The organism is Methylobacterium adhaesivum, assembly GCF_022179065.1.
Classification (GTDB): domain Bacteria; phylum Pseudomonadota; class Alphaproteobacteria; order Rhizobiales; family Beijerinckiaceae; genus Methylobacterium; species Methylobacterium adhaesivum.
The window spans coordinates 114,771-132,739 of record NZ_BPQD01000014.1; the positions used below are offsets into that span (position 1 = coordinate 114,771).

A 17,969-nucleotide genomic window follows, 5' to 3' on the forward strand; every position below is an offset into this window, starting at 1 on the left:
TCATCGGGGTGCCGCTGTCCGTCCGCTCACGGTACCGGCGGATGTCGGGGCTGTCCCAAGGATCTGGCGAGCGCCGGCCACGTCTCCAGAAATTCCGCGCGGACCCGCATCCCCCCGGAGACCGGTTGTTTCGTCTCGTCCTGATCAAGCCGCGCAAACGCCAGCGTTCGCCCGTCTCGCTCCGCCCAACCCACGTACCAGCCATAGGCACGGGCCTCGTCAAAGCTGCCGTCGGGCTTGCGCGGAAACGCCGTACCGGTCTTGCCGTGCAGGCTCCAACCGTCCCCGGTGCGATTCACAGGGACGATCTTCCTGGTTTCGTCGAGGGTGTGGGCTGAGACCGCCAGGGTCCGGGTCGCGAGACGGCGCAGGAAATCGATCTGCTCGGCGGGCGAGACCCGCAGCGAGGACATGATCCAGGCCCGGTCGAGGCCGTTGTCCTGGCCCGGATCGCCGGAGAAGTCCGCGTTGCCGAAGCCGAGGCGGGCGGTTTGCGCTTCGAGCGTCGCGCGGCCGAGCCGATGCGCGACGATCTGCGAGTACCAGACCACGGAGTGAGCCAGCCAGCGCGTTGGATCGGTGGGCACGTGCCACGCCGCTCCGCCCCAATCGGGATAGCCCGCCTTGAAGGTGTGAACCGGATGGTGGGCGTCCCTGAGGAGGCCCGCTTCGAAGGCGATCACCGCCAGGGGAATCTTGAACGTCGAGGCCGGCGTCACCCGCGTGCGGCAGTCGCCCTCCTCCAGCAGGACGGCGCCATCGGTCGCTTCCGCCACGATGGTGCACAGGCTCCGGGCGGCCACGGGCGTCGTGACGGTCAAACCGGCCAGGAGCGCGAGACCGAGCGGGCGTCTCATGGGCTCGGACGATCGCAGCGATAGGCGCGCCCGTCGGCCGAGGCGTGGACGATCCGGCCCCCCGCCGCCCGGCACTCGGCGGCGCGCGCCTCCATCACCCACTTGTCGGCCAGGGCGAGACTGAGGGGCACGAGGGTCACGAGACCGAGGAACACCGCCACGGCGGTGATGGCCCAGCCGGTCCCGCGGGGCGGATCGGGAAAGGCCGGCCGTTCCGCCGGGGCGGGGAACAGGAACGCGAGGGTCGTGGCCCCGAGGAGGGTGACGCTCATGGGACATCCCGTGCTGCCGAGCCGGGATCATAGCAACCGACGCCGGCCTTTGCAGCGGGGCGGGCGGGCGACCGAAGGAAGCGCCGGTCTCCTGCCGATCCCGTGCGCATCGTGAACCGACAGCCGGAATCCCGCTTCGGTGACGGGACTCTACGCCGGCGAATCGGCGCGGAACGTCGGCCCCGCGGGCGGCACCGGGGCCCCGCAGGTGCAGCCGGTGGCGACGGAGGGAACGGTCCGCTTGCGGGGCGGCACCTCGCAGGTGAGCAGATGGTGGAGCATGTGGCCCATCGGCCGCTGCTGGTAGGGCTTCTGCAGCACCGGAACGTCCTGGTAGGTCGGCTCGAGCCCCTGCACGCCGTAGCCGGTGGCGAACAGGAATGGCAGGGCGCGCTCGAACAGCACATCCGCCACGGGATAGCTGCGCGCATCGCCGAGGTTCACGTCGAGCACGGCGGCGTCGAACGTCCCCGTGCGCGCCAGGGCGAGGGCCTTGTCGAGGCGCATGGCGATGACGACCTCGCAGCCGAGTTCCGTCAGCATGTCCTCGGCGAGCATCGCCACCAGGCTCTCATCCTCGACGAGGAGGACACGGCGTCCGTGAAGCATCGTCATCGGGACACGTGCCCGGTCATCGCGTCCTGTCCCATCCACCCCAACGCCGTCAGGGGGATCCGGAGCCTGCACACCACCCCTGCGCTGCGGTAATCGATCTCCGCCGTGCCGTCGAACTCGAGGGGCAGCTGACGTTCGATCAACCGCGAGCCGAATCCCTTTCGCGTCGGAGGAGCGACCTCGGGGCCGCCGGACTCCTCCCAGGTGAGGGCGAGCTCCTGCCGCTCGTCCGCCATGGCCGTGAGGGTCCATGTGACCGCAACGCGGCCCTCGGGCACCGAGAGCGCACCGTATTTCGCCGCGTTGGTCATGAGTTCGTGCAGCGCCATGGACAGGGTCACCGCCACCTTCGGATGCAGCCGGGCATCGGGACCGTCGATCCGGAACCGCTCCGGATCGATCTCGGCGAGGTAATGCGGTGCGAGAGTGCGCTCGACGACGCTGCGCAGGCTGGCGCTCTCCCAATTGTCCGCCACGAGGACGTTGTGGGCCGTCGACAGGGCCGCCATCCGCGCATCGAACACCTCGCGCGCGGCCACGTCGGTCTGACCACGGAAGGTCTGGGCGGCGATGGATTGCACCGTCGCCAGGGTGTTCTTCACCCGGTGGTTCAGCTCGTTGAGGAGGAGGCGCTGCCGCTCGGCCGCCGCCTTCTCCTCGCTGATGTCGCGCACCTCGATGATCGTGCCGATGATGTTCGCCGCGTCGTCCCGGATCGGGCTCGCCGTGAAGCCGACGGGATAGAAATGTCCGTCCGCGTGGACGAACACCTCCTCGCCCCGCTCATGATTGTTCTGCGGGAAGGCCCGGTCGATGGCGCATTCCTCCAGGGGGAACGGCCGACCGTCCGGATAGGTGTGGTGCACGATGTCGTGGAGCGGGCAGTCGCGCTCGATCACCTCGGCGAGGGTGAAGCCGGTAAGATGCTCGGCCGCGCGGTTCATGTAGATGCAGTGCTGCCGGTCATCCATGAGGAAGATCGACACCGACGCGTTGTTCAGAACTGCATTGAGCCGGCGCTCCGTCTCGAACAGCTGGTCGCCCCGGCGCAGGGTCGCCAGGGAGGCCGCGGCTTCGGCGGAAGAACGCAGGGGTTGCCGGGAGTGCGGCACGGCGGTGATCCTTCCCATGAAGCCTCCCCCATGCCCGTGCACCGGCGGAAAGCCGGCGTCAACGCCCGGTTGCGCGTTCCCGATCCCGTGATCGTAGCCGAATGCCGTTAACGGAACGGTCCTGGCTCTGAACGGTTGGTGAGACAATCGTCACAACAGCAGGAGATACCGAATGCGGACCCTCGCACTCGTCTCGACGGCCGTTCTCGGCCTTGGCATCCTCGCCTCCGCCCCGGCCGAGGCCCGTGGTTACGGCTACGGCCACGGTGGTTACGGACACGGCGGTTACGGCTACGGCCACGGTGGTTACGGTCGTGGCTACGGACGCTTCGGTGGCGGATATGGCCGTGGCTATGGACGTCGCGGCATCGGCACGGGCGCCATCGTGGGTCTCGGCATCGCCGGCCTCGCGGCAGGCGCCATCGCGGCGAACTCCTATGGCGGCGGCTACGGCGGTTACGGCTACCCCGCTTACGGTGGATACTCCTACGGCGGTCCCCGGGCCGTCGGCTACGGCTACGCCCCGGCCTACGGGTACGGCGGTGGTTATTACGGCTACGGCTACTGAGCCGGGTTCACCATAGCGTTGCGAAGGGGGTCGCCGAGGGGCGGCCCCTTTTGCATTCGGGTCCCCGGCGCATCGGTCCGCAGACCCGGACGCTTCTTTTCGAGACGAAGCCCTGAGCAGCGAGGCGAGAGGTTCGGCATGGCGCACGCAATCAGCTATCCACCCCTGAACGTGCCGAAGCCCGTCGCCGACGGGGTCTGGATCGTCGATGCACCGCCCCTCCATGCGGGCGGGATTCCCCTGCCCCTCCGGATGACGGTCCTGCGCTTGGCGGGCGGCGAGCTGCTCCTGCATTCGCCGATCCCGTACGAGCCCGGCCTCCAGCGCGCCGTGGAGCGCCTGGGCCGCATTGGCCATCTCGTCGCGCCGAGCGTCGGCCACTGGCTGTTCCTGCGCGACTGGCAGGCCGCCTGCCCCAACGCCATCACCTGGGCGGTGCCGGGGTTGAAGGATCGGGGCCAGGTTCGCCGCTCCGGCGTGCGGATCGACGCCGAGCTCGGCGACCACGCCCCCCGCTCCTGGGCGGACGAGATCGAGAGCGTGCTCGTGGCGGGCCCGGTGTTCCGGGAGGTGGCCCTGTTCCACCGCCCCAGCCGGACGCTGCTCCTCACGGACCTCGTCATCAACCTCGAAGGCGACCTCCTGCCGCCGCCCGCCCGCGCCCTCGCCCGGCTCCTCGGCATCGTCGCGCCCGACGGCAGAGCCCCGCTCTACCTGCGGCTGCTCCTTCGTCTGAACCACCGGGCGGCGGCCGACGCGGCGCGGCGCCTGATTGCCCTCGCGCCCGACCGGGTGATTTTTTCGCACGGTCAGTGGTTTGACCGCGATGCGGCGGGGGAGTTACGGCGGTCGTTGGCGTGGTTGGTGGGACCGGACGAGGAGACTGCCGGCCGGGCGTCCCACCCGAACCATCGGGCGCCCGCCGCGCCGCGTGCTTCGACGGCGCTGGCGAGCGTCGCCGTCGTGGGCGTGATCGCGGCTCTAGCCTATGCGGGGAGACGGCGGCGATAATAGCTTTGGTGCGGACGATGGGAGACTCTCGGAACCACTGCAAATCTTCGTGATATCGAGCATTTTTCTGGCGCTGGCGGGGGGGCGGTCTTTGTAGCGGCAGGCGAGGGGAAACGCGGAGGTCCCTATCTCGCTCCGGCCGAGTTGCGCACAACTTGGTCGAACACCGTCTGCGATCTGGCAGTTCAGAACTACGGGACTCAACCTTAGCCGAGTCTTCTGGTAGCTTGCCCTCCCAGGCTCTTGGCCTGCACCGAACCCGGCATGAAAAGTCAGTGATTCGACGCCGCTCTGAACAACGCCGAAGCGTGTGATGAAGACGGTCCAGCACACGCAGGAAAGTCTCTCGGTCGCGTATGTACACGCGTTAGCCGGCATGGCGGGGGTGAACCTCGTGGACTCACGAGCGCATGATTGCGGGGTCGATGGTTCCTTCAGGCCCGTAATCATCAGGGCAAATGGACGTCGCGTTGAGTCAGGTGAAGCTTTAGATTTCCAACTAAAATCCAGCACTCGTTGGCGGGGCAGCGATACTCATATCGCTTATGATTTAGAGGCGGAAACTTTCAATGATTTTGTAACAAGGTCGCCGGCTGCGGTTCCGTTTGTTCTTTTGCTTCTTTGTTTGCCCAAAAGTGAAATGTTTTGGTTTCGGGCGACTGAGAGGGAAACGTCAATACGACATGGGTGCTACTGGTTTAAGCCGTCCGGAGCATCGACCGTCAACTCGCGCACAGTCACGATACAAATTCCTCGCACCAACTTGCTTTCGGTTGGTAGTTTATTGAATCTTTTGTCTGAGGGAAGAGCGGGGGCTGGGCTATGACCAATCCAGTCGAGCCCCCTACAGCCATCTTACCCTACTTGCGGCGCTATCTTCGCTCTCGTGGCTGGCAGCAGAGAAGCCTAGCAAGAGAGGGCGTGATCCTCTTTGTATTCACTGAAGCTGACTCTCCAGATGTTACTATCGTACTACCTGATGTTCCCCAACGGCAGGACGCTTCTAAACGTATTCACTTCGCTCTGCGCACCCTCTCTGATCTCGATGGGATTTCTATAAACGAAGTGCTCGCGGCTGTACGCAGGATCGGCTCCGATGTGATTCGCACGCGTTTGCCTGACTCAGTTGTTTGGCGAGGGGAAAGCATCAATCTGAAAACTGCAGAAGCATTTATCCGAAGGATGCGGCGATTACTTCTCACTGCAGCGGCAACTGAAGTCAGGCCAGAACGAACGGTTCAAGTTATTACATCTGACTGCGAAGATTTTGTTGATCGATGCCGATTTGCCCACACATTTGAGGGCAGCTTTGGCTTTGTCGTGGAGGCACCGGTTGGCGCCCCACCAGACGTCACGCTCCTATCGGAGGAGGAGCATCCTGCACCGTTTGAACGGGCGGTTGTTCGACGCATCGCTACGGGCTTTCGTTCTGTGAGGAGGGCCGAAGTCGCACAAAACTCACGGCCACTGCAGGCAACCTTTCAGGGGGGCTGGAGCGCTGACATGTGCGATCAAGTCGTTGGGATGTACGAGGAGATCGGCGCTGAAAGTCTTAGCTTTGGTATAGAGCTTTCAACGGAATGGACACTGCCGGAAGACCACCTGGATATGTGGAGCTTTACCCTTAGACCTGTAAATATACGTATGATAAAAGAAGCTTCTGAGATTTTGAAGGAGCGCCAGGAAGAAAATGAAGTTCCAGTTATCATCTCTGGACCTATAGTCAGGTTGGCCTCTAAGGAAAACCCCGCAGACCTGCTGCATAACGTGAGCCCACGTGAGGTGGTGATAAGGTGGGAGTCGCCAGATAGAGGCGACATATCAGTTTCAACCCGAGTTGCGCCAGAGGATTATCTTGCCGCCCTCGAAGCGCATAGAGCTGGACGGGCCGTTCGCGTTTCTGGGAACTTAGTGCGGGCTGGAAAGCGATGGATACTATATCCCATTACTTCCCTGAAGGTTGAATGAATCCTTCCCCATTGCCCTTGTAAGAGCTATTCGCGAGGTCAATCGACGGATTGCCCATGATCGTCGAAGCCGCCCCCAAGGCCCTCGTATCGAACAGGTGGGGGAACCCCGTGAGGTCCGCCCCGCTGTCCAGCACCCTGGGCAGGATGGACGACCACTCGCCTCTCTGGATCCACGCCGCAGCAATGGCCTTGAGCGACAGGCGCTCCTTCAGGACCTTCTCACGGTGGCTTCGGCCAAGCGCGTCGAGGGGCTGTTGGCCGATATGGACCCCTCGGTTAACGACATGACCCACGTGAGGAACGTCGAGAAGTCCACTTGTGAGCCTTCTGCGACAAGCGCCGAAAAACAAAGGATTGCCAGCATCTCGCTGGCACCGCTCACGATTTCAATGGATTGGTGCGGACGGCGGGACTCGAACCCGCACAGCCTTGCGGCCGCAAGATTTTAAGTCTCGTGCGTCTACCGGTTTCGCCACGTCCGCATGCCGATCCCTGCGGTAGCGGGGGCGGGCCGCGAGATCAAGGCGTCCAGCCGTAGAGCCAGCGGTAGCGGCGGGTCATGCCGGATGGGCCGAGGCGGTGCATCACGGCGTTGCGGACCCGGCCGACGAGGGGGCCGGCGTGGTAGGTGCGGCCGTTGGCGCGGGCGGCCGCGCGGACCTTTCGCGCGCGGCCGGCGCGGGCTTTCGCGTAGGCGGCCAGGGCCTCGGGTACGGAGCCGGTGCCGAGGGCGTCGGCGAGGACGGCGGCGTCCTCGATGGCGAGGGCCGCCCCCTGCGCCAGGAACGGCAGGATCGGGTGGCCGGCATCACCCAGGAGTGCGAGGCGCCCGCGGGCCAGGGGCCGAGCGGGGGCGCGATCGACGAGGGACCAGACCAGCCACGAATCCGGTTGGTTCAGCAGGGCGGCGAGCGGCGGCGCGGCATCGGGGAAGCGCGCGCGCAGAACGGCGGTCTCGCCGAGTTGGCCCCAATCGTCGGTGCCGGCGCGCTCGGGCACCACCGCGACGACGTTGAGGTGGCTGCCGCCCCGGATCGGATAGTGCACCACGTGGCGGTCGCGGCCGAGCCACAGGCCCGTGGCCTCGGCGTCGAGGTCGGGCGGCACCGCCTCGCGCGGCACCAGGGCCCGCCACGCCGCCGCGCGCCAGGGCCGCAGGGGTGCCGCGTCGAGGTGCCCGCGCAGGCGCGAGCGCACCCCGTCAGCCCCCACGGCGAGATCGGCCGTGAAGGTCTCTGACCGGGCGCCCTGATGGCTCTCCAGGGTGAGGCTGACGCCGTCCGCCGCCTCCACGAGGCCGACGACGTCGCGGCCCATGAGGAGGCGGATGCCGGCGCGGCCCCGCACGGCGTCGAGGAGCAGGGTCTGCAGGTCGGCCCGGTGGATCACGTAATAGGGGGCGCCGAAGGCCTCGCGGTGCGCGGCCCCGAGGGGAATGGCGCCGAGCGTCCGCCCGGTGGCCATGGCCCGCACCACGACGCCCGGCGGCTCGCTCGCCGCCCGGCGCAGGGCCGCGCCGAGGCCGAGATCGATGAGGACCCGGCTCGCGTTGGGGGAGATCTGGAGCCCCGCCCCGACCTCGCTGAAGCCCGTGCGGCGCTCGATGAGGGTGACGGTGTGCCCCGCCGCGTCGAGGGCGAGGGCCGCCGTGAGGCCGCCGATCCCGGCGCCCACGATGGCGACGTGGCAGCCCGTCGAGGGGGGAGGCACGGGGCTCAGGCGGCGGCCGTGGTCCGGTCGTCCCAGACGCAGGCCGCCGGATCGGCGGTCCCGGCCTTCAGGCTCGGCCGATACCGGTAGAGCGTCGAGCAATACTGGCAGATGATCTCGTCGTCCGTGCCCATGTCGAGGAACACGTGCGGATGATCGAAGGGCGGCCGGGCGCCGATGCACATAAATTCCCGCGATCCGACATGGATCACGGCCACGCCCGCATCGTTGTGGAAGTGCGGCACCGCCTTGTCAGCCATCGTCCCGTCCTGCCTGCCGGCCCGGCACTCACCCGCCCGGACCTCCGTCGTCGCCTAGCTGTCTAGCCCCTCCCCGCCCCGGCGCCTAGCCCGGACCGCCTCCGCGCCCGGTGCAGGGCCCGCGCGGCCAGGGTTGGCCTCGCGCGCGCGGGGTCGTACAGAGGGCCTTTCCGGCCAGCCACGAAACGCCCGCCCATGACCCAGAACGATCAGGCCGTCTCCGACAGCGGACGGCGTTCGCCCGAGCCGCCCATCCACGGGCCGGAGGGGTTCGAGGGCATGCGCAAGGCGGGCCGTCTCACGGCCGAGGCCCTCGACGTGCTGATGGAGGCGACGGCCCCTGGGGTGACGACCGAATACCTCGACCGGCTCGCCTACACTTTCGCCATGGACCACGGCGCCTATCCGGCCTCGCTGCTGTATCGCGGCTATCCAAAGTCGATCTGCACCTCCATCAACCACGTGGTCTGCCACGGCATTCCCAACGACAAGCCCCTGCGCGAGGGCGACATCGTCAACCTCGACATCTGCCTCATCGTCGACGGCTGGCACGGCGATTCGAGCCGCATGGCCTATGTCGGCGAGGTGTCGCGCAAGGCCCAGCGCCTGTGCGAGATCACCCACGAATGCCTCATGCGCGGCATCGCGGCGATCAAGCCCGGCGGCTCGACCACGGATATCGGCCGGGCGATCCAGGCCTATGCGGAGGCCGAGCGCTGCTCCGTGGTGCGCGATTTCTGCGGCCACGGCCTCGGGCGGACCTACCACGACGCCCCCACGATCCTGCACTATGCCGAGCCGAGCTACGACGTGACGTTCAAGCCCGGCCAGTTCTTCACGGTCGAGCCGATGATCAATCTCGGGCGCCCCGCCGTGAAGGTACTGTCCGACGGCTGGACGGCGGTGACGCGGGACCGCTCCCTCTCGGCCCAGTTTGAGCACACGGTGGCGGTGACGGAGACGGGCGCGGAGATCTTCACCTTCTCCCCCAAGGGGCTGCACCAGCCGGTCAATCCGGCGGCCTGAGGCGTCCGCCGTGCCGCGCCGTGCCGCACCCGCCGCGAGCCCGTCCGCCGACGGAGACGCGCCGTCCGAGGCCGAGCCGCACTATCTCGGCCACCGCGACCGCCTGCGCGCGCGCTTCGCACAGGCTGGGGCCGATGCGCTGCCGGACTATGAGCTTCTTGAACTTGCCTTGTTTCGCGCCATTCCCCGGCGCGACGTGAAGCCTCTCGCGAAGGCACTGATCCGCCGTTTCGGCAGCTTCGCCGAGGTGATCTCCGCCGAACCGGCCCGTCTTGCCGAAATCGAAGGCATCGGCGGCGGCGTCATCGCCGATCTCAAGCTCATCGAAGCGGCAGGCCAGCGTCTCGCCCGTGGCGCCATCGCCGACCGGCCCCTGCTGTCGTCGTGGAGCGCGGTGCTCGAATATTGCCGCGCCACCATGGCGTTCGCGGCGCGCGAGCAGTTCCGCGTGCTCTTCCTCGACCGGCGCAACCACCTCATCGCCGACGAGGTGCAGGGCCGCGGCACCGTCGATCACACCCCGGTCTATCCCCGCGAGGTGGCGCGCCGGGCGCTGGAACTCTCCGCCACCGCCATCATCCTCGCCCACAACCACCCGTCCGGCGACCCGACTCCGTCGGCGGCCGATATCCGGATGACGCGCGAGATCGTCGACGTCCTCGATCCCCTCGGCATCGTCGTCCACGACCACGTGATCCTCGGCCGCGAGGGCCATGCGAGCTTCAAGGGCCTGAAGCTGATCTGACCCGGTGCCCGCGCGACGGGCCTGCGCGCCTGGCGTGAACACGCAGACGTTTTCTCTCCGCCCGCGTGTTTCACCAGAGACCGCGTGTCGGCGTGCGCCCGGCGTGTTAGCGTACGCTCCAAGGGGTCCGGCCGAGACCTCGAACGGCCTGCCGGCCCGCCCCTGGCGCGCCTCTTGCCTGGAACCTGGCGTTTAAGGGAGGCGCGTATGGCGCTCGCTGCGTTCGACGAGATGACCGGTTTGCCTGACGGGGCGCTCGACGACGCCGCCGTGCGCGAGGCCTACAGCAGCCTGAAGTCGTGGCTGGAGACCACGCCGCCGGAGCATTTCAACACCCGCCGCAGCCAGGCCGAGATGCTGTTTCGGCGCATCGGCATCACCTTCGCGGTCTACGGGGCCAACGAGTCCACCGAGCGGCTGATCCCGTTCGACATCATCCCCCGGGTCATCACCAAACCGGAATGGGGCTTCCTCGAGCGGGGCCTGAAGCAGCGCGTCACCGCCATCAACGCGTTCCTGAAGGACATCTACGGCGCGCAGGACTGCATCAAGGCCGGAATCATCCCGGCCGACCTCGTTTACCGCAACCCGCATTACCGCATGGAGATGCGCGCCTTCCGGGTGCCGCACGACCTCTACGTCCACATCGCCGGGATCGACATCGTCCGCACGGGCGAGAACGATTTCTTCGTGCTGGAGGACAATGCTCGCACGCCGTCCGGCGTCTCCTACATGCTGGAGAACCGCGAGGTGATGCTGCGGCTGTTTCCGGAACTGTTCTCGCGCCACCGCGTGGCGCCCGTCGAGAATTATCCCGATGCTCTGCTCGCCACCCTGCGGTCCCTGGCGCCGGCGAGCGCGACGCGCGACCCCACCGTCGCCCTCTTGACGCCCGGCCGCTACAATTCGGCCTTCTACGAGCACTCGTTCCTGGCCGACAAGCTCGGCGTCGACCTGGTGGAGGCGTCCGACCTCTTCACCAAGGACGACGTGGTGTACATGCGCACCACGGAAGGCCCGCGCCGGATCGACGTGCTCTATCGCCGCCTCGACGACGACTTCCTCGACCCCCTGGTGTTCCGCCCCGACTCGGTGCTGGGCGTGCCGGGCCTCATGAACGCCTACGAGCGCGGCACCGTGACCCTCGCCAACGCGGTGGGCACCGGCATCGCCGACGACAAGGCGGTCTACAGCTACATGCCGGAGATCGTGCGGTTCTTCACCGGCGAGGATCCGATCCTGCACAACGTGCCGACCTATCGCTGCCGCGAGAAGGACGCCTTCGCGTACGTCATGGACAACCTGAAGGACCTCGTGGTGAAGGAGGTCAACGGCTCGGGTGGCTACGGCATGCTCGTCGGCCCGCATGCGACCAAGCGCGAGATCGAGGAGTTCGGGCGCAAGCTCCGCTACGCGCCGGACGGGTTCATCGCCCAGCCGACGCTCGCGCTCTCCACTTGCCCGACCTTCGTGGCCTCCGGGGTGGCGCCCCGCCACGTCGACCTGCGCCCCTTCGTCCTGTGCGGCTCCGACGAGATCCGCATCGTTCCGGGCGGCCTCACCCGCGTCGCCCTCAAGGAGGGTTCCCTCGTCGTCAACTCGAGCCAGGGCGGCGGCACCAAGGACACCTGGGTGCTCGACGCCTGACGACGCGCGCCGTTCGCTGCCGGACCGGGCCCTCGCGGCCCGATCCGGCGCCGCCTCCACAGACTTCCCCCTTCAGCCCAACGGCCCCGTCGCGTCTCGCGGGTGTCCGGCGTCTCAACGGAAGCCCATGCTGTCCCGGACCGCAGACAACCTGTACTGGCTCTCGCGCTACGTCGAGCGGGCCGAGTTCGTCGCCCGCATCCTCGACGCGGCGCATCGGCTCGCGGCCCTGCCGTCGAGCTACGGCGGCGGCGAGACCAACGAATGGGCCTCGGCGCTGGCCTCCGCCGGAGACCCGGAGGTGTTCAAGCCCCTCTACGGTGGCGTGACCGAGGCCACGGTCTGCGACTTCCTGGCATTCAGCCCGCACAATCCGTCCTCGATCCGCTCCTGCATCGAGACGGCCCGGGAGAACGCCCGCAGCGTCCGCACGGCCCTCACCACGGAGATGTGGGACGCCATCAACGGCGCGTGGCTGGAACTGCGCAACTACGAGGGGCGCGAGCTGAACCGCGACGAGTTCTCCCGCTTCCTCGAATGGGTGAAGGGCGTGTCCCTGGCCTTCGACGGCTCGGCCTACCGGACGATGCTGCGCAACGACGCCTACTGGTTCACGCGGCTCGGCACCGCCATCGAGCGGGCCGACAACACCGCCCGCATCCTCGACGTGAAGTACCGCATCCTGCTGCCCGCCACGGAGCGGGTGGGGGGAAGCCTCGACTACTTCCAGTGGACCACGATCCTGCGCGAGGTCTCGGCCTTCAACGCCTATCACTGGGTCTACCGCGAGAGCGTGAAGCCCCTGCTGGTGGCCGATCTCCTCATCCTCAACCGGCAGATGCCGCGCTCCCTCGCCAATTGCTACGGCATGCTCGTGGAGAACCTCGACCTCATCGCCGACGCCTACGGCCGGCGCGGTGCGAGCCAGAGGTTGGCCAGCAACACCCTGGCGCGCCTGGAGGGCGAGAACATCAATCGGATCTTCACCTCGGGCCTGCACGAGTTCGTCACCGCCTTCATCGCCGAGAACAACCGCCTCGGCGCTGCGGTCATCGCGCAATATCTGGTGTAGGGGCTTTCGGGTCGGAACCCGCGAAAAGGTCGCCGCATGCGAATCCGCGTCTTTCACGAGACCAACTACACCTACGAGCAGCCGGCCCGGAACCTGATTCAGGTCCTGCGCCTGCGCCCCCGGGACCATGACGGGCAGTATGTCCGGCGCTGGCGCATCGAACCCTCCGTCGACGGACGCATCAGCGAGCGTGAGGACGGCTTCGGCAACGTGGTGCACTGGTTCACCGCCGACGAACCGGCCGAGGCCCTGACCATCCGCGTCATCGGCGAGGTCGACACCAACGAGATGCACGGCGTGGTGCGCGGCACCGTCGAGCGCCTGCCCGATGAGTTCTACCTGCGCGATTCCGATCTTGCCCTGGCGAGCGAGCCGATCCAGGCCTTCGCCCAGGAGGTTCGCGGAGCCGGCGACGCCTCCGCCCTGCCCTGCCTGCACCGTCTCCTCGCCGCCGTGCACGAACGGGTGGTGTTCGAGCCGGGGCCGACGAGCGCCAGCACCACGGCGCCCCTGGCGTTCGAGGCGGAAAAAGGCGTCTGCCAGGACGTCGCCCACGTCTTCATCGCCGCCGCCCGCCACCTCGAGATTCCGGCGCGCTACGTCTCGGGCTACTTCCATCACGCCGACGGGATCGTCGGCCAGGAGGCGGGCCATGCCTGGGTCGAGGCCCTGGTTCCGAATCTCGGCTGGGTCGGCTTCGATCCGGCCCACGGCATCGCCACCACGGAGGCCCATGTCCGCGTCGCCGTCGGCCTGGATTACCGGGGCGCCGCCCCGATTCGCGGCAGCCGCATGGGTGGCGGCACGGAAACCCTCGACGTGACGCTCCGCGTCGAGCAAGCACAGGCGACGGTCCAGTCCTGATCCCCCGGGGTGATCGGACGTGAGGAAAGCTTGAGACGATGACCTACTGCGTCGGTGTCCTGGTGGAGGACGGCCTGGTGATGATCGCCGATACCCGCACGAATGCGGGCCTCGACGACATCTCCACCTACCGCAAGCTGCATCATTTCAACGTGCCGGGCGAGCGGGTGATGATGCTGGCCTCGGCCGGCAACCTCTCCATCACCCAATCGGTCCTCAGCCTGCTCTCGGAGGGCGTCGAGGGCGAGGCCGGCGAGCCGAAGATGCGCCTCGTCGAGGCGCCGACCATGTTCCAGGCGGCGCAGCTCGTGGGCCGGGCCATCCGCCGGGTGCGCGAGATCGAGAAGGCCGGCTTCGAGGCGGCGAATCTCCGCTTCTCCGTGTCGCTCCTGTTCGGCGGACAGATCGGCACGGACCCGATGAAGCTCTATCTCATCTATTCGGCCGGCAACTTCATCGAGTGCAGCGGCGACGCGCCGTTCCTGCAGATCGGCGAGCACAAGTACGGCAAGCCGATCCTGGACCGGGCGGTGAAGTACGAGACCGATCTCTACGACGCCCTCAAAGTCGGCCTCGTGTCCATGGACTCGACCATGCGGTCCAATCTCGGCGTCGGCCTGCCCATCGACATCGCGCTGGTGCGCCGCGACGCCCTCAACCTCGAGGTCAACCACCGCATCGAGGCCGGCGAGGGCTATTTCCACGATCTGCGCGAACGCTGGTCGGCGGCCCTGCGCGCCGCCCACCGGGCGATTCCGCGCCCGCCCTACGGCCCGGCCGACCCGAAATAGCTTTTTCGCCGTTCAAGTCCGTCGCCGGGCGAACAGTTGGATCGCTATCGAGCGCGGGTCCCCTCTCCTTCCAAGAGAGGGAGCCTGGCGCGCTCGCTCGACCCGAAGCGATCATCCGGACCTGAGATCAGCCCGAGAGCAGGGCGCGAAGCGTCGGTGCGGGATCGGGGCTGCGCATGAGATCGCCCATCACGGCGATCCCGCCGGCCCCCGCCTCCCGGCAGGCGCGGGCCGTCGCCGGGGTGATGCCCCCGAGGGCGAGGACCGGCAGGCCGTGGACGCAGGCCGCCGCGATGGCCTCAGGACCGAGCGCCGGACCGTAGCCGGGCTTGCTCGCCGTGGCGAAGATCGGGCTCAGGGTGGCGTAGTCCGCGCCGTATCGCGCCGCCGCCGCGACCTCCGCCACGGAATGGGCCGAGACGCCGACGAGTCCGTCCGGCAGGAGTCGGCGCGCCTCCTCGATCCCGGCGGGTGGCGTGCCGCCGGGCAGGTGAACGCCATCTGCCCCGAGGTGGGCGGCCAGGGCGGCGTCGCCGCCGAGGGTGAAGGCCGCCCCCCGGGCATGGGTCCGTTCCAGTACCGCGCGGGCCAGGACCGCGCGGGGCTCCGGCGCCATGTCGCGCTCGCGGAACCACACCCAACGGGCGCCCTCCGCCAATAGGGTATCGATGCGGGCGAGGAGAGCGATGTTTCGGGGCTCGGATTTATCGAACCCATCATTTGCACTGCCGGCCGCGAAGTCGGGTCGATGACCCGATCGAGCCTCGACGGGCTCCCTCTCCTGGAAGGAGAGGGTTGGGGTGAGGTGTGGTCCCTCTCCGGACAAGTCACACACCTTACCCTGGCCCTCTCCTGGAAGGTGTGGGGACCCGTGCTGTCCGGGCGGTCGGGCGAAAGGGTCGCCTTTCGAAGCGGGACATCCACCGTCGCCGTTGCCCGCATCGTGTGCGACGTGGGCGACAGACGCCTGGTCCGTCACCACCAGCAGCCACGACGGCAGCGGCCTCACGAGCCGACGAGGCCGAGCTGAGGACTCGACGGCTCGGCCCGGCCCCGCCTCGGGATGCGGCCGGCCCGGTGCGCGAGGCGGCCGGCTTCCACGGCGTGGCCCATGGCGCGGGCCATGCGCACGGGGTCGTCGGCCTTGGCCACCGCCGTGTTGAGAAGGCAGCCAGAGGCCCCCAGTTCCATGGCGATCACGGCGTCCGAGGCCGTTCCGATGCCGGCATCGACGATGACGGGGACGGGCGAGCGCCGGCAGATGAGTTCGAGGTTGGCGGGGTTGGCCACCCCCATGCCCGAGCCGATGAGCGAGCCCATGGGCATCACGGCGGCGCAGCCGAGATCGGCCAGCCGCTGGCACACCACCGGATCGTCGTTGCAGTAGGGCAGCACCGTGAACCCGTCCTCGACGAGGTGGCGGCAGGCTTCGAGCAACTCGGCCACGTCGGGATAGAGCGTCTCGCGGTCGCCGATGACCTCGACCTTGATCCAGGTGGTGTCGAGGGCCTCGCGGGCGAGTTCGGCGGTCATGATCGCGTCGCGTGCCGTCTCGCAGCCGGCGGTGTTGGGCAGGAAGCGGTAGCCCTTGAGCTTCTGCACCGTGTCCGAGCCGTGGCCCTGCAGCGAGACCCGGCGGATCGAGGCCGTAACCACCTCCGCGCCTGAGGCCGCCACGGACTCGGCCATGATGCTTTGCGTCGGATAACCGGCGGTGCCGATGAATAGACGCGAGGCGAGGGTCACGCCGGCGATGACGAGGGCATCGTCGTGCCGATCGTCTTGGGGTTCGGTCATGGCGTCAGCCTCCCTGCATGGCGCGGACGATCTCCACGCGATCGCCGTCGTTGAGTGGTGTCGCGGCCCAGTCGCGGCGGCGGATCACCGCGCCGTTGAGGGCGATGGCGATGCCCTGCGGCCCTTCGATCCCGGTCTCCTCGGCTTCGCGGCGGAACAGGGTGTCGAGGTCCGGCGCGTCGCTCTCGTGCGGGCGTCCGTTGAGGACGAGTTTCATGCGGACGCCCTCTTGGACACAGGGGGGACCTTGGGCACGGGGGCGAAGCGGGCGCGGCCGAAGGCACGGGCGTAGTCCGGCAGGGTGCCGTCGGCGAGGAGGCTGGCCACGGCCTCGGCGGTGGCCGGCGCCAGGAGGTAGCCGTTGCGGTGGTGGCCCGTCGCCACCACGAGGCCGGGGGCCAGGGTGTCGATGATCGGTGCGTCGTCGTCCGAGGTCGGGCGGTAGCCGCTCCACACGGCCTCGACCGCCATCTCCTCGATGCCCGGCAGGACGCGGCGCGCGCCCTCCAGCAGGGCGTAGAGCCCGCCCGCCGTGACGCCTGGGGTGAAGCCGCAATCCTCCACCGTGGCGCCGACGATGAGATGGCCGTCGCTCTTCGGGGCCATGTGGACCTGCTCGGTCCAGACCATGTGGCTCAGCGTCCCCGTGCGGGCGGTGGTGCGTAGCGCCAGCGACTGTCCCTTGAGCGGCCGCACCGGCAGGCCGAGGTGATCCGGCAGGAGGCCCGCCTGCCCGCTCCAGGCCCCGGCGGCGAGGATCACCGTCTCGGCGGCAATCCGGCCCTGGGCGGTCGCCAGACCCGTGACCCGGCCGCCCGCCCAGTCGAGGGCCTCGACGGGACACGCTTCCACCAGAGTGACGCCCGCCCCCTCGCAGGCACGCACGAGGGCGGCCATCACGCAGGCGGGATCGACCTGATGATCGTGGGGGCAGAACAGGCCGGCGGTGACGGCCGGGCGCAGGGCCGGCTCCCGGGCGCGCACCTGCGACCCGCTGAGCCACGTGGCATCGAGGCCGGAGCGGACCTGCAGGTCGTGGCGGGAGCGCAGGCGCTCGACCTCGTCACGGCCGATGGCGAGCACCAGGGTGCCTTCCTCCCGGTAGTCGATGTCGAGGCCGGACGCGGCCTGGAGCGCGTCGCGGAACCCCGGCCAGCGGGCGAGGCTCGCGAGCGCCAGGGGCAGGAGGGGATCGGAGCCGGGTTCGTGTTCGGCGGCGGGCGCCAGCATGCCGGTGGCGGCCAGACTCGCGCCCGCCCCCACGGTCTCGCGCTCGACCACCGTCACGGTGCGTCCCCCCCGCGCGAGGTGCCAGGCGATGGACAGGCCGATGAGGCCGCCGCCGACCACCACCACGTCGCTGCGCGCCGGCAGGGCGGAGGGCGCGCGCGGGGCGGCGGGCGAGCGCCTCAGGTCGATGGGTTGGGTGGGGCTCGGGGCCAAGGCAACCTCCGCGACGGGCGCTCGGGGTTGGCGGGCCTGTGCGCGTCGGTTGCGCAAAGTGCCGGGTCCTTGCGGAACGCGGCGGTCCAATCCCTACGCCGGTATGAACCGGTTCAGGTTCGAAGGATTTCCGCGCCGCCGCCCGGCATCGGGCGACTCATCGGTTTCTCAGCCCCTTGCCGGGGATCTCCCTTGAACACCCCCGATGT

General features: G+C 68.4%; 20 protein-coding genes, 1 tRNA gene and 1 riboswitch. Of the genes, 10 read left to right on the forward strand and 11 right to left on the reverse strand.

Going from position 1 to position 17,969, the window contains the following annotated elements:
- Positions 1–26 precede the first annotated feature (26 nt).
- From blaOXA to MFF01_RS12075, 4 genes are all read right to left on the reverse strand, one after another.
- Positions 27–857, reverse strand: a complete 831-nt coding sequence (gene blaOXA / locus MFF01_RS12060) for a class D beta-lactamase (protein WP_238225650.1) — start codon at positions 855–857, stop codon at positions 27–29.
- Positions 854–1,129 carry a hypothetical protein gene (locus tag MFF01_RS12065; RefSeq protein WP_238225651.1) on the reverse strand — a complete coding sequence of 92 codons (276 nt, stop codon included), beginning with the start codon at positions 1,127–1,129 and terminating at the stop codon, positions 854–856. Before MFF01_RS12065 ends, blaOXA begins: the two co-directional genes overlap by 4 nt.
- A 150-nt stretch (positions 1,130–1,279) precedes the next feature.
- On the reverse strand, positions 1,280–1,744 hold the full coding sequence (locus tag MFF01_RS12070) for a response regulator (protein WP_238225653.1): 465 nt from the start codon (positions 1,742–1,744) through the stop codon (positions 1,280–1,282).
- Positions 1,741–2,874, reverse strand: a complete 1,134-nt coding sequence (locus MFF01_RS12075; protein WP_373319738.1) for a sensor histidine kinase — start codon at positions 2,872–2,874, stop codon at positions 1,741–1,743. The genes MFF01_RS12070 and MFF01_RS12075 overlap by 4 nt, the downstream gene beginning before the upstream one ends.
- A 154-nt stretch (positions 2,875–3,028) precedes the next feature.
- Between MFF01_RS12075 and MFF01_RS12080 the strand changes: the two genes are divergently transcribed.
- The 4 genes from MFF01_RS12080 (at position 3,029) to MFF01_RS12090 (ending at position 6,403) form a co-directional block, all read left to right on the forward strand.
- Positions 3,029–3,424 carry a hypothetical protein gene (locus MFF01_RS12080; protein WP_238225655.1) on the forward strand — a complete coding sequence of 132 codons (396 nt, stop codon included), beginning with the start codon at positions 3,029–3,031 and terminating at the stop codon, positions 3,422–3,424.
- A gap of 138 nt (positions 3,425–3,562) precedes the next feature.
- Entirely contained in the window at positions 3,563–4,435 is an 873-nt protein-coding gene (locus tag MFF01_RS12085; RefSeq protein ID WP_238225657.1) for a DUF4336 domain-containing protein, read from the forward strand.
- Positions 4,436–4,748: 313 nt separating this feature from the next.
- Entirely contained in the window at positions 4,749–5,261 is a 513-nt protein-coding gene (locus tag MFF01_RS22165) for a DUF4365 domain-containing protein (RefSeq protein WP_353959553.1), read from the forward strand.
- Between the two features lie 95 nt (positions 5,262–5,356).
- Complete coding sequence (locus tag MFF01_RS12090; RefSeq protein ID WP_238225658.1) at positions 5,357–6,403, forward strand: hypothetical protein; 1,047 nt, start codon at positions 5,357–5,359, stop codon at positions 6,401–6,403.
- Positions 6,404–6,800: 397 nt separating this feature from the next.
- Here the strand turns inward: MFF01_RS12090 and MFF01_RS12095 are convergent.
- The 3 genes from MFF01_RS12095 to MFF01_RS12105 all read right to left on the reverse strand — a co-directional run bounded on the left by MFF01_RS12095 (position 6,801) and on the right by MFF01_RS12105 (position 8,375).
- Positions 6,801–6,887: transfer RNA gene (locus MFF01_RS12095), tRNA-Leu, on the reverse strand.
- A gap of 37 nt (positions 6,888–6,924) precedes the next feature.
- On the reverse strand, positions 6,925–8,115 hold the full coding sequence (locus MFF01_RS12100) for an FAD-dependent monooxygenase (protein ID WP_238225660.1): 1,191 nt from the start codon (positions 8,113–8,115) through the stop codon (positions 6,925–6,927).
- Between the two features lie 5 nt (positions 8,116–8,120).
- Positions 8,121–8,375 (reverse strand): zinc-finger domain-containing protein, encoded by a 255-nt coding sequence (locus MFF01_RS12105; protein ID WP_238225662.1) that lies wholly within the window; start codon positions 8,373–8,375, stop codon positions 8,121–8,123.
- A gap of 195 nt (positions 8,376–8,570) precedes the next feature.
- Between MFF01_RS12105 and map the strand changes: the two genes are divergently transcribed.
- The 6 genes from map to MFF01_RS12135 all read left to right on the forward strand — a co-directional run bounded on the left by map (position 8,571) and on the right by MFF01_RS12135 (position 14,520).
- Positions 8,571–9,401: a type I methionyl aminopeptidase gene (gene map / locus MFF01_RS12110; RefSeq protein ID WP_238225664.1), complete on the forward strand. Its 831-nt coding sequence runs from the start codon at positions 8,571–8,573 to the stop codon at positions 9,399–9,401.
- Between the two features lie 10 nt (positions 9,402–9,411).
- Positions 9,412–10,146, forward strand: a complete 735-nt coding sequence (gene radC, locus MFF01_RS12115; RefSeq protein WP_238225666.1) for a RadC family protein — start codon at positions 9,412–9,414, stop codon at positions 10,144–10,146.
- A 207-nt stretch (positions 10,147–10,353) separates the two neighbouring features.
- Positions 10,354–11,793, forward strand: a complete 1,440-nt coding sequence (locus MFF01_RS12120) for a circularly permuted type 2 ATP-grasp protein (protein ID WP_238225668.1) — start codon at positions 10,354–10,356, stop codon at positions 11,791–11,793.
- Between the two features lie 127 nt (positions 11,794–11,920).
- A complete protein-coding gene (locus MFF01_RS12125) occupies positions 11,921–12,865 on the forward strand; it encodes an alpha-E domain-containing protein (protein WP_238225669.1) in 945 nt (314 codons plus the stop codon).
- Positions 12,866–12,901: 36 nt separating this feature from the next.
- Complete coding sequence (locus MFF01_RS12130; protein WP_238225671.1) at positions 12,902–13,729, forward strand: transglutaminase family protein; 828 nt, start codon at positions 12,902–12,904, stop codon at positions 13,727–13,729.
- A gap of 38 nt (positions 13,730–13,767) precedes the next feature.
- A complete protein-coding gene (locus MFF01_RS12135) occupies positions 13,768–14,520 on the forward strand; it encodes a proteasome-type protease (protein ID WP_238225673.1) in 753 nt (250 codons plus the stop codon).
- A gap of 127 nt (positions 14,521–14,647) precedes the next feature.
- On the opposite strand, the gene MFF01_RS12140 is transcribed toward MFF01_RS12135, so the two are convergent.
- From MFF01_RS12140 to thiO, 4 genes are all read right to left on the reverse strand, one after another.
- Positions 14,648–15,208: a thiamine phosphate synthase gene (locus MFF01_RS12140; protein ID WP_283207185.1), complete on the reverse strand. Its 561-nt coding sequence runs from the start codon at positions 15,206–15,208 to the stop codon at positions 14,648–14,650.
- Between the two features lie 317 nt (positions 15,209–15,525).
- A complete protein-coding gene (locus MFF01_RS12145) occupies positions 15,526–16,317 on the reverse strand; it encodes a thiazole synthase (RefSeq protein ID WP_238225675.1) in 792 nt (263 codons plus the stop codon).
- A gap of 4 nt (positions 16,318–16,321) precedes the next feature.
- The gene (gene thiS, locus MFF01_RS12150; RefSeq protein WP_238225677.1) at positions 16,322–16,534 is read right to left on the reverse strand and encodes a sulfur carrier protein ThiS; all 213 of its coding nucleotides are present in this window, start codon (positions 16,532–16,534) and stop codon (positions 16,322–16,324) included.
- Positions 16,531–17,760, reverse strand: a complete 1,230-nt coding sequence (gene thiO, locus MFF01_RS12155; protein WP_373319739.1) for a glycine oxidase ThiO — start codon at positions 17,758–17,760, stop codon at positions 16,531–16,533. Before thiO ends, thiS begins: the two co-directional genes overlap by 4 nt.
- Positions 17,761–17,833: 73 nt before the next feature.
- A riboswitch (TPP riboswitch) is annotated at positions 17,834–17,962 on the reverse strand.
- Between the last annotated feature and the right edge of the window lie 7 nt (positions 17,963–17,969).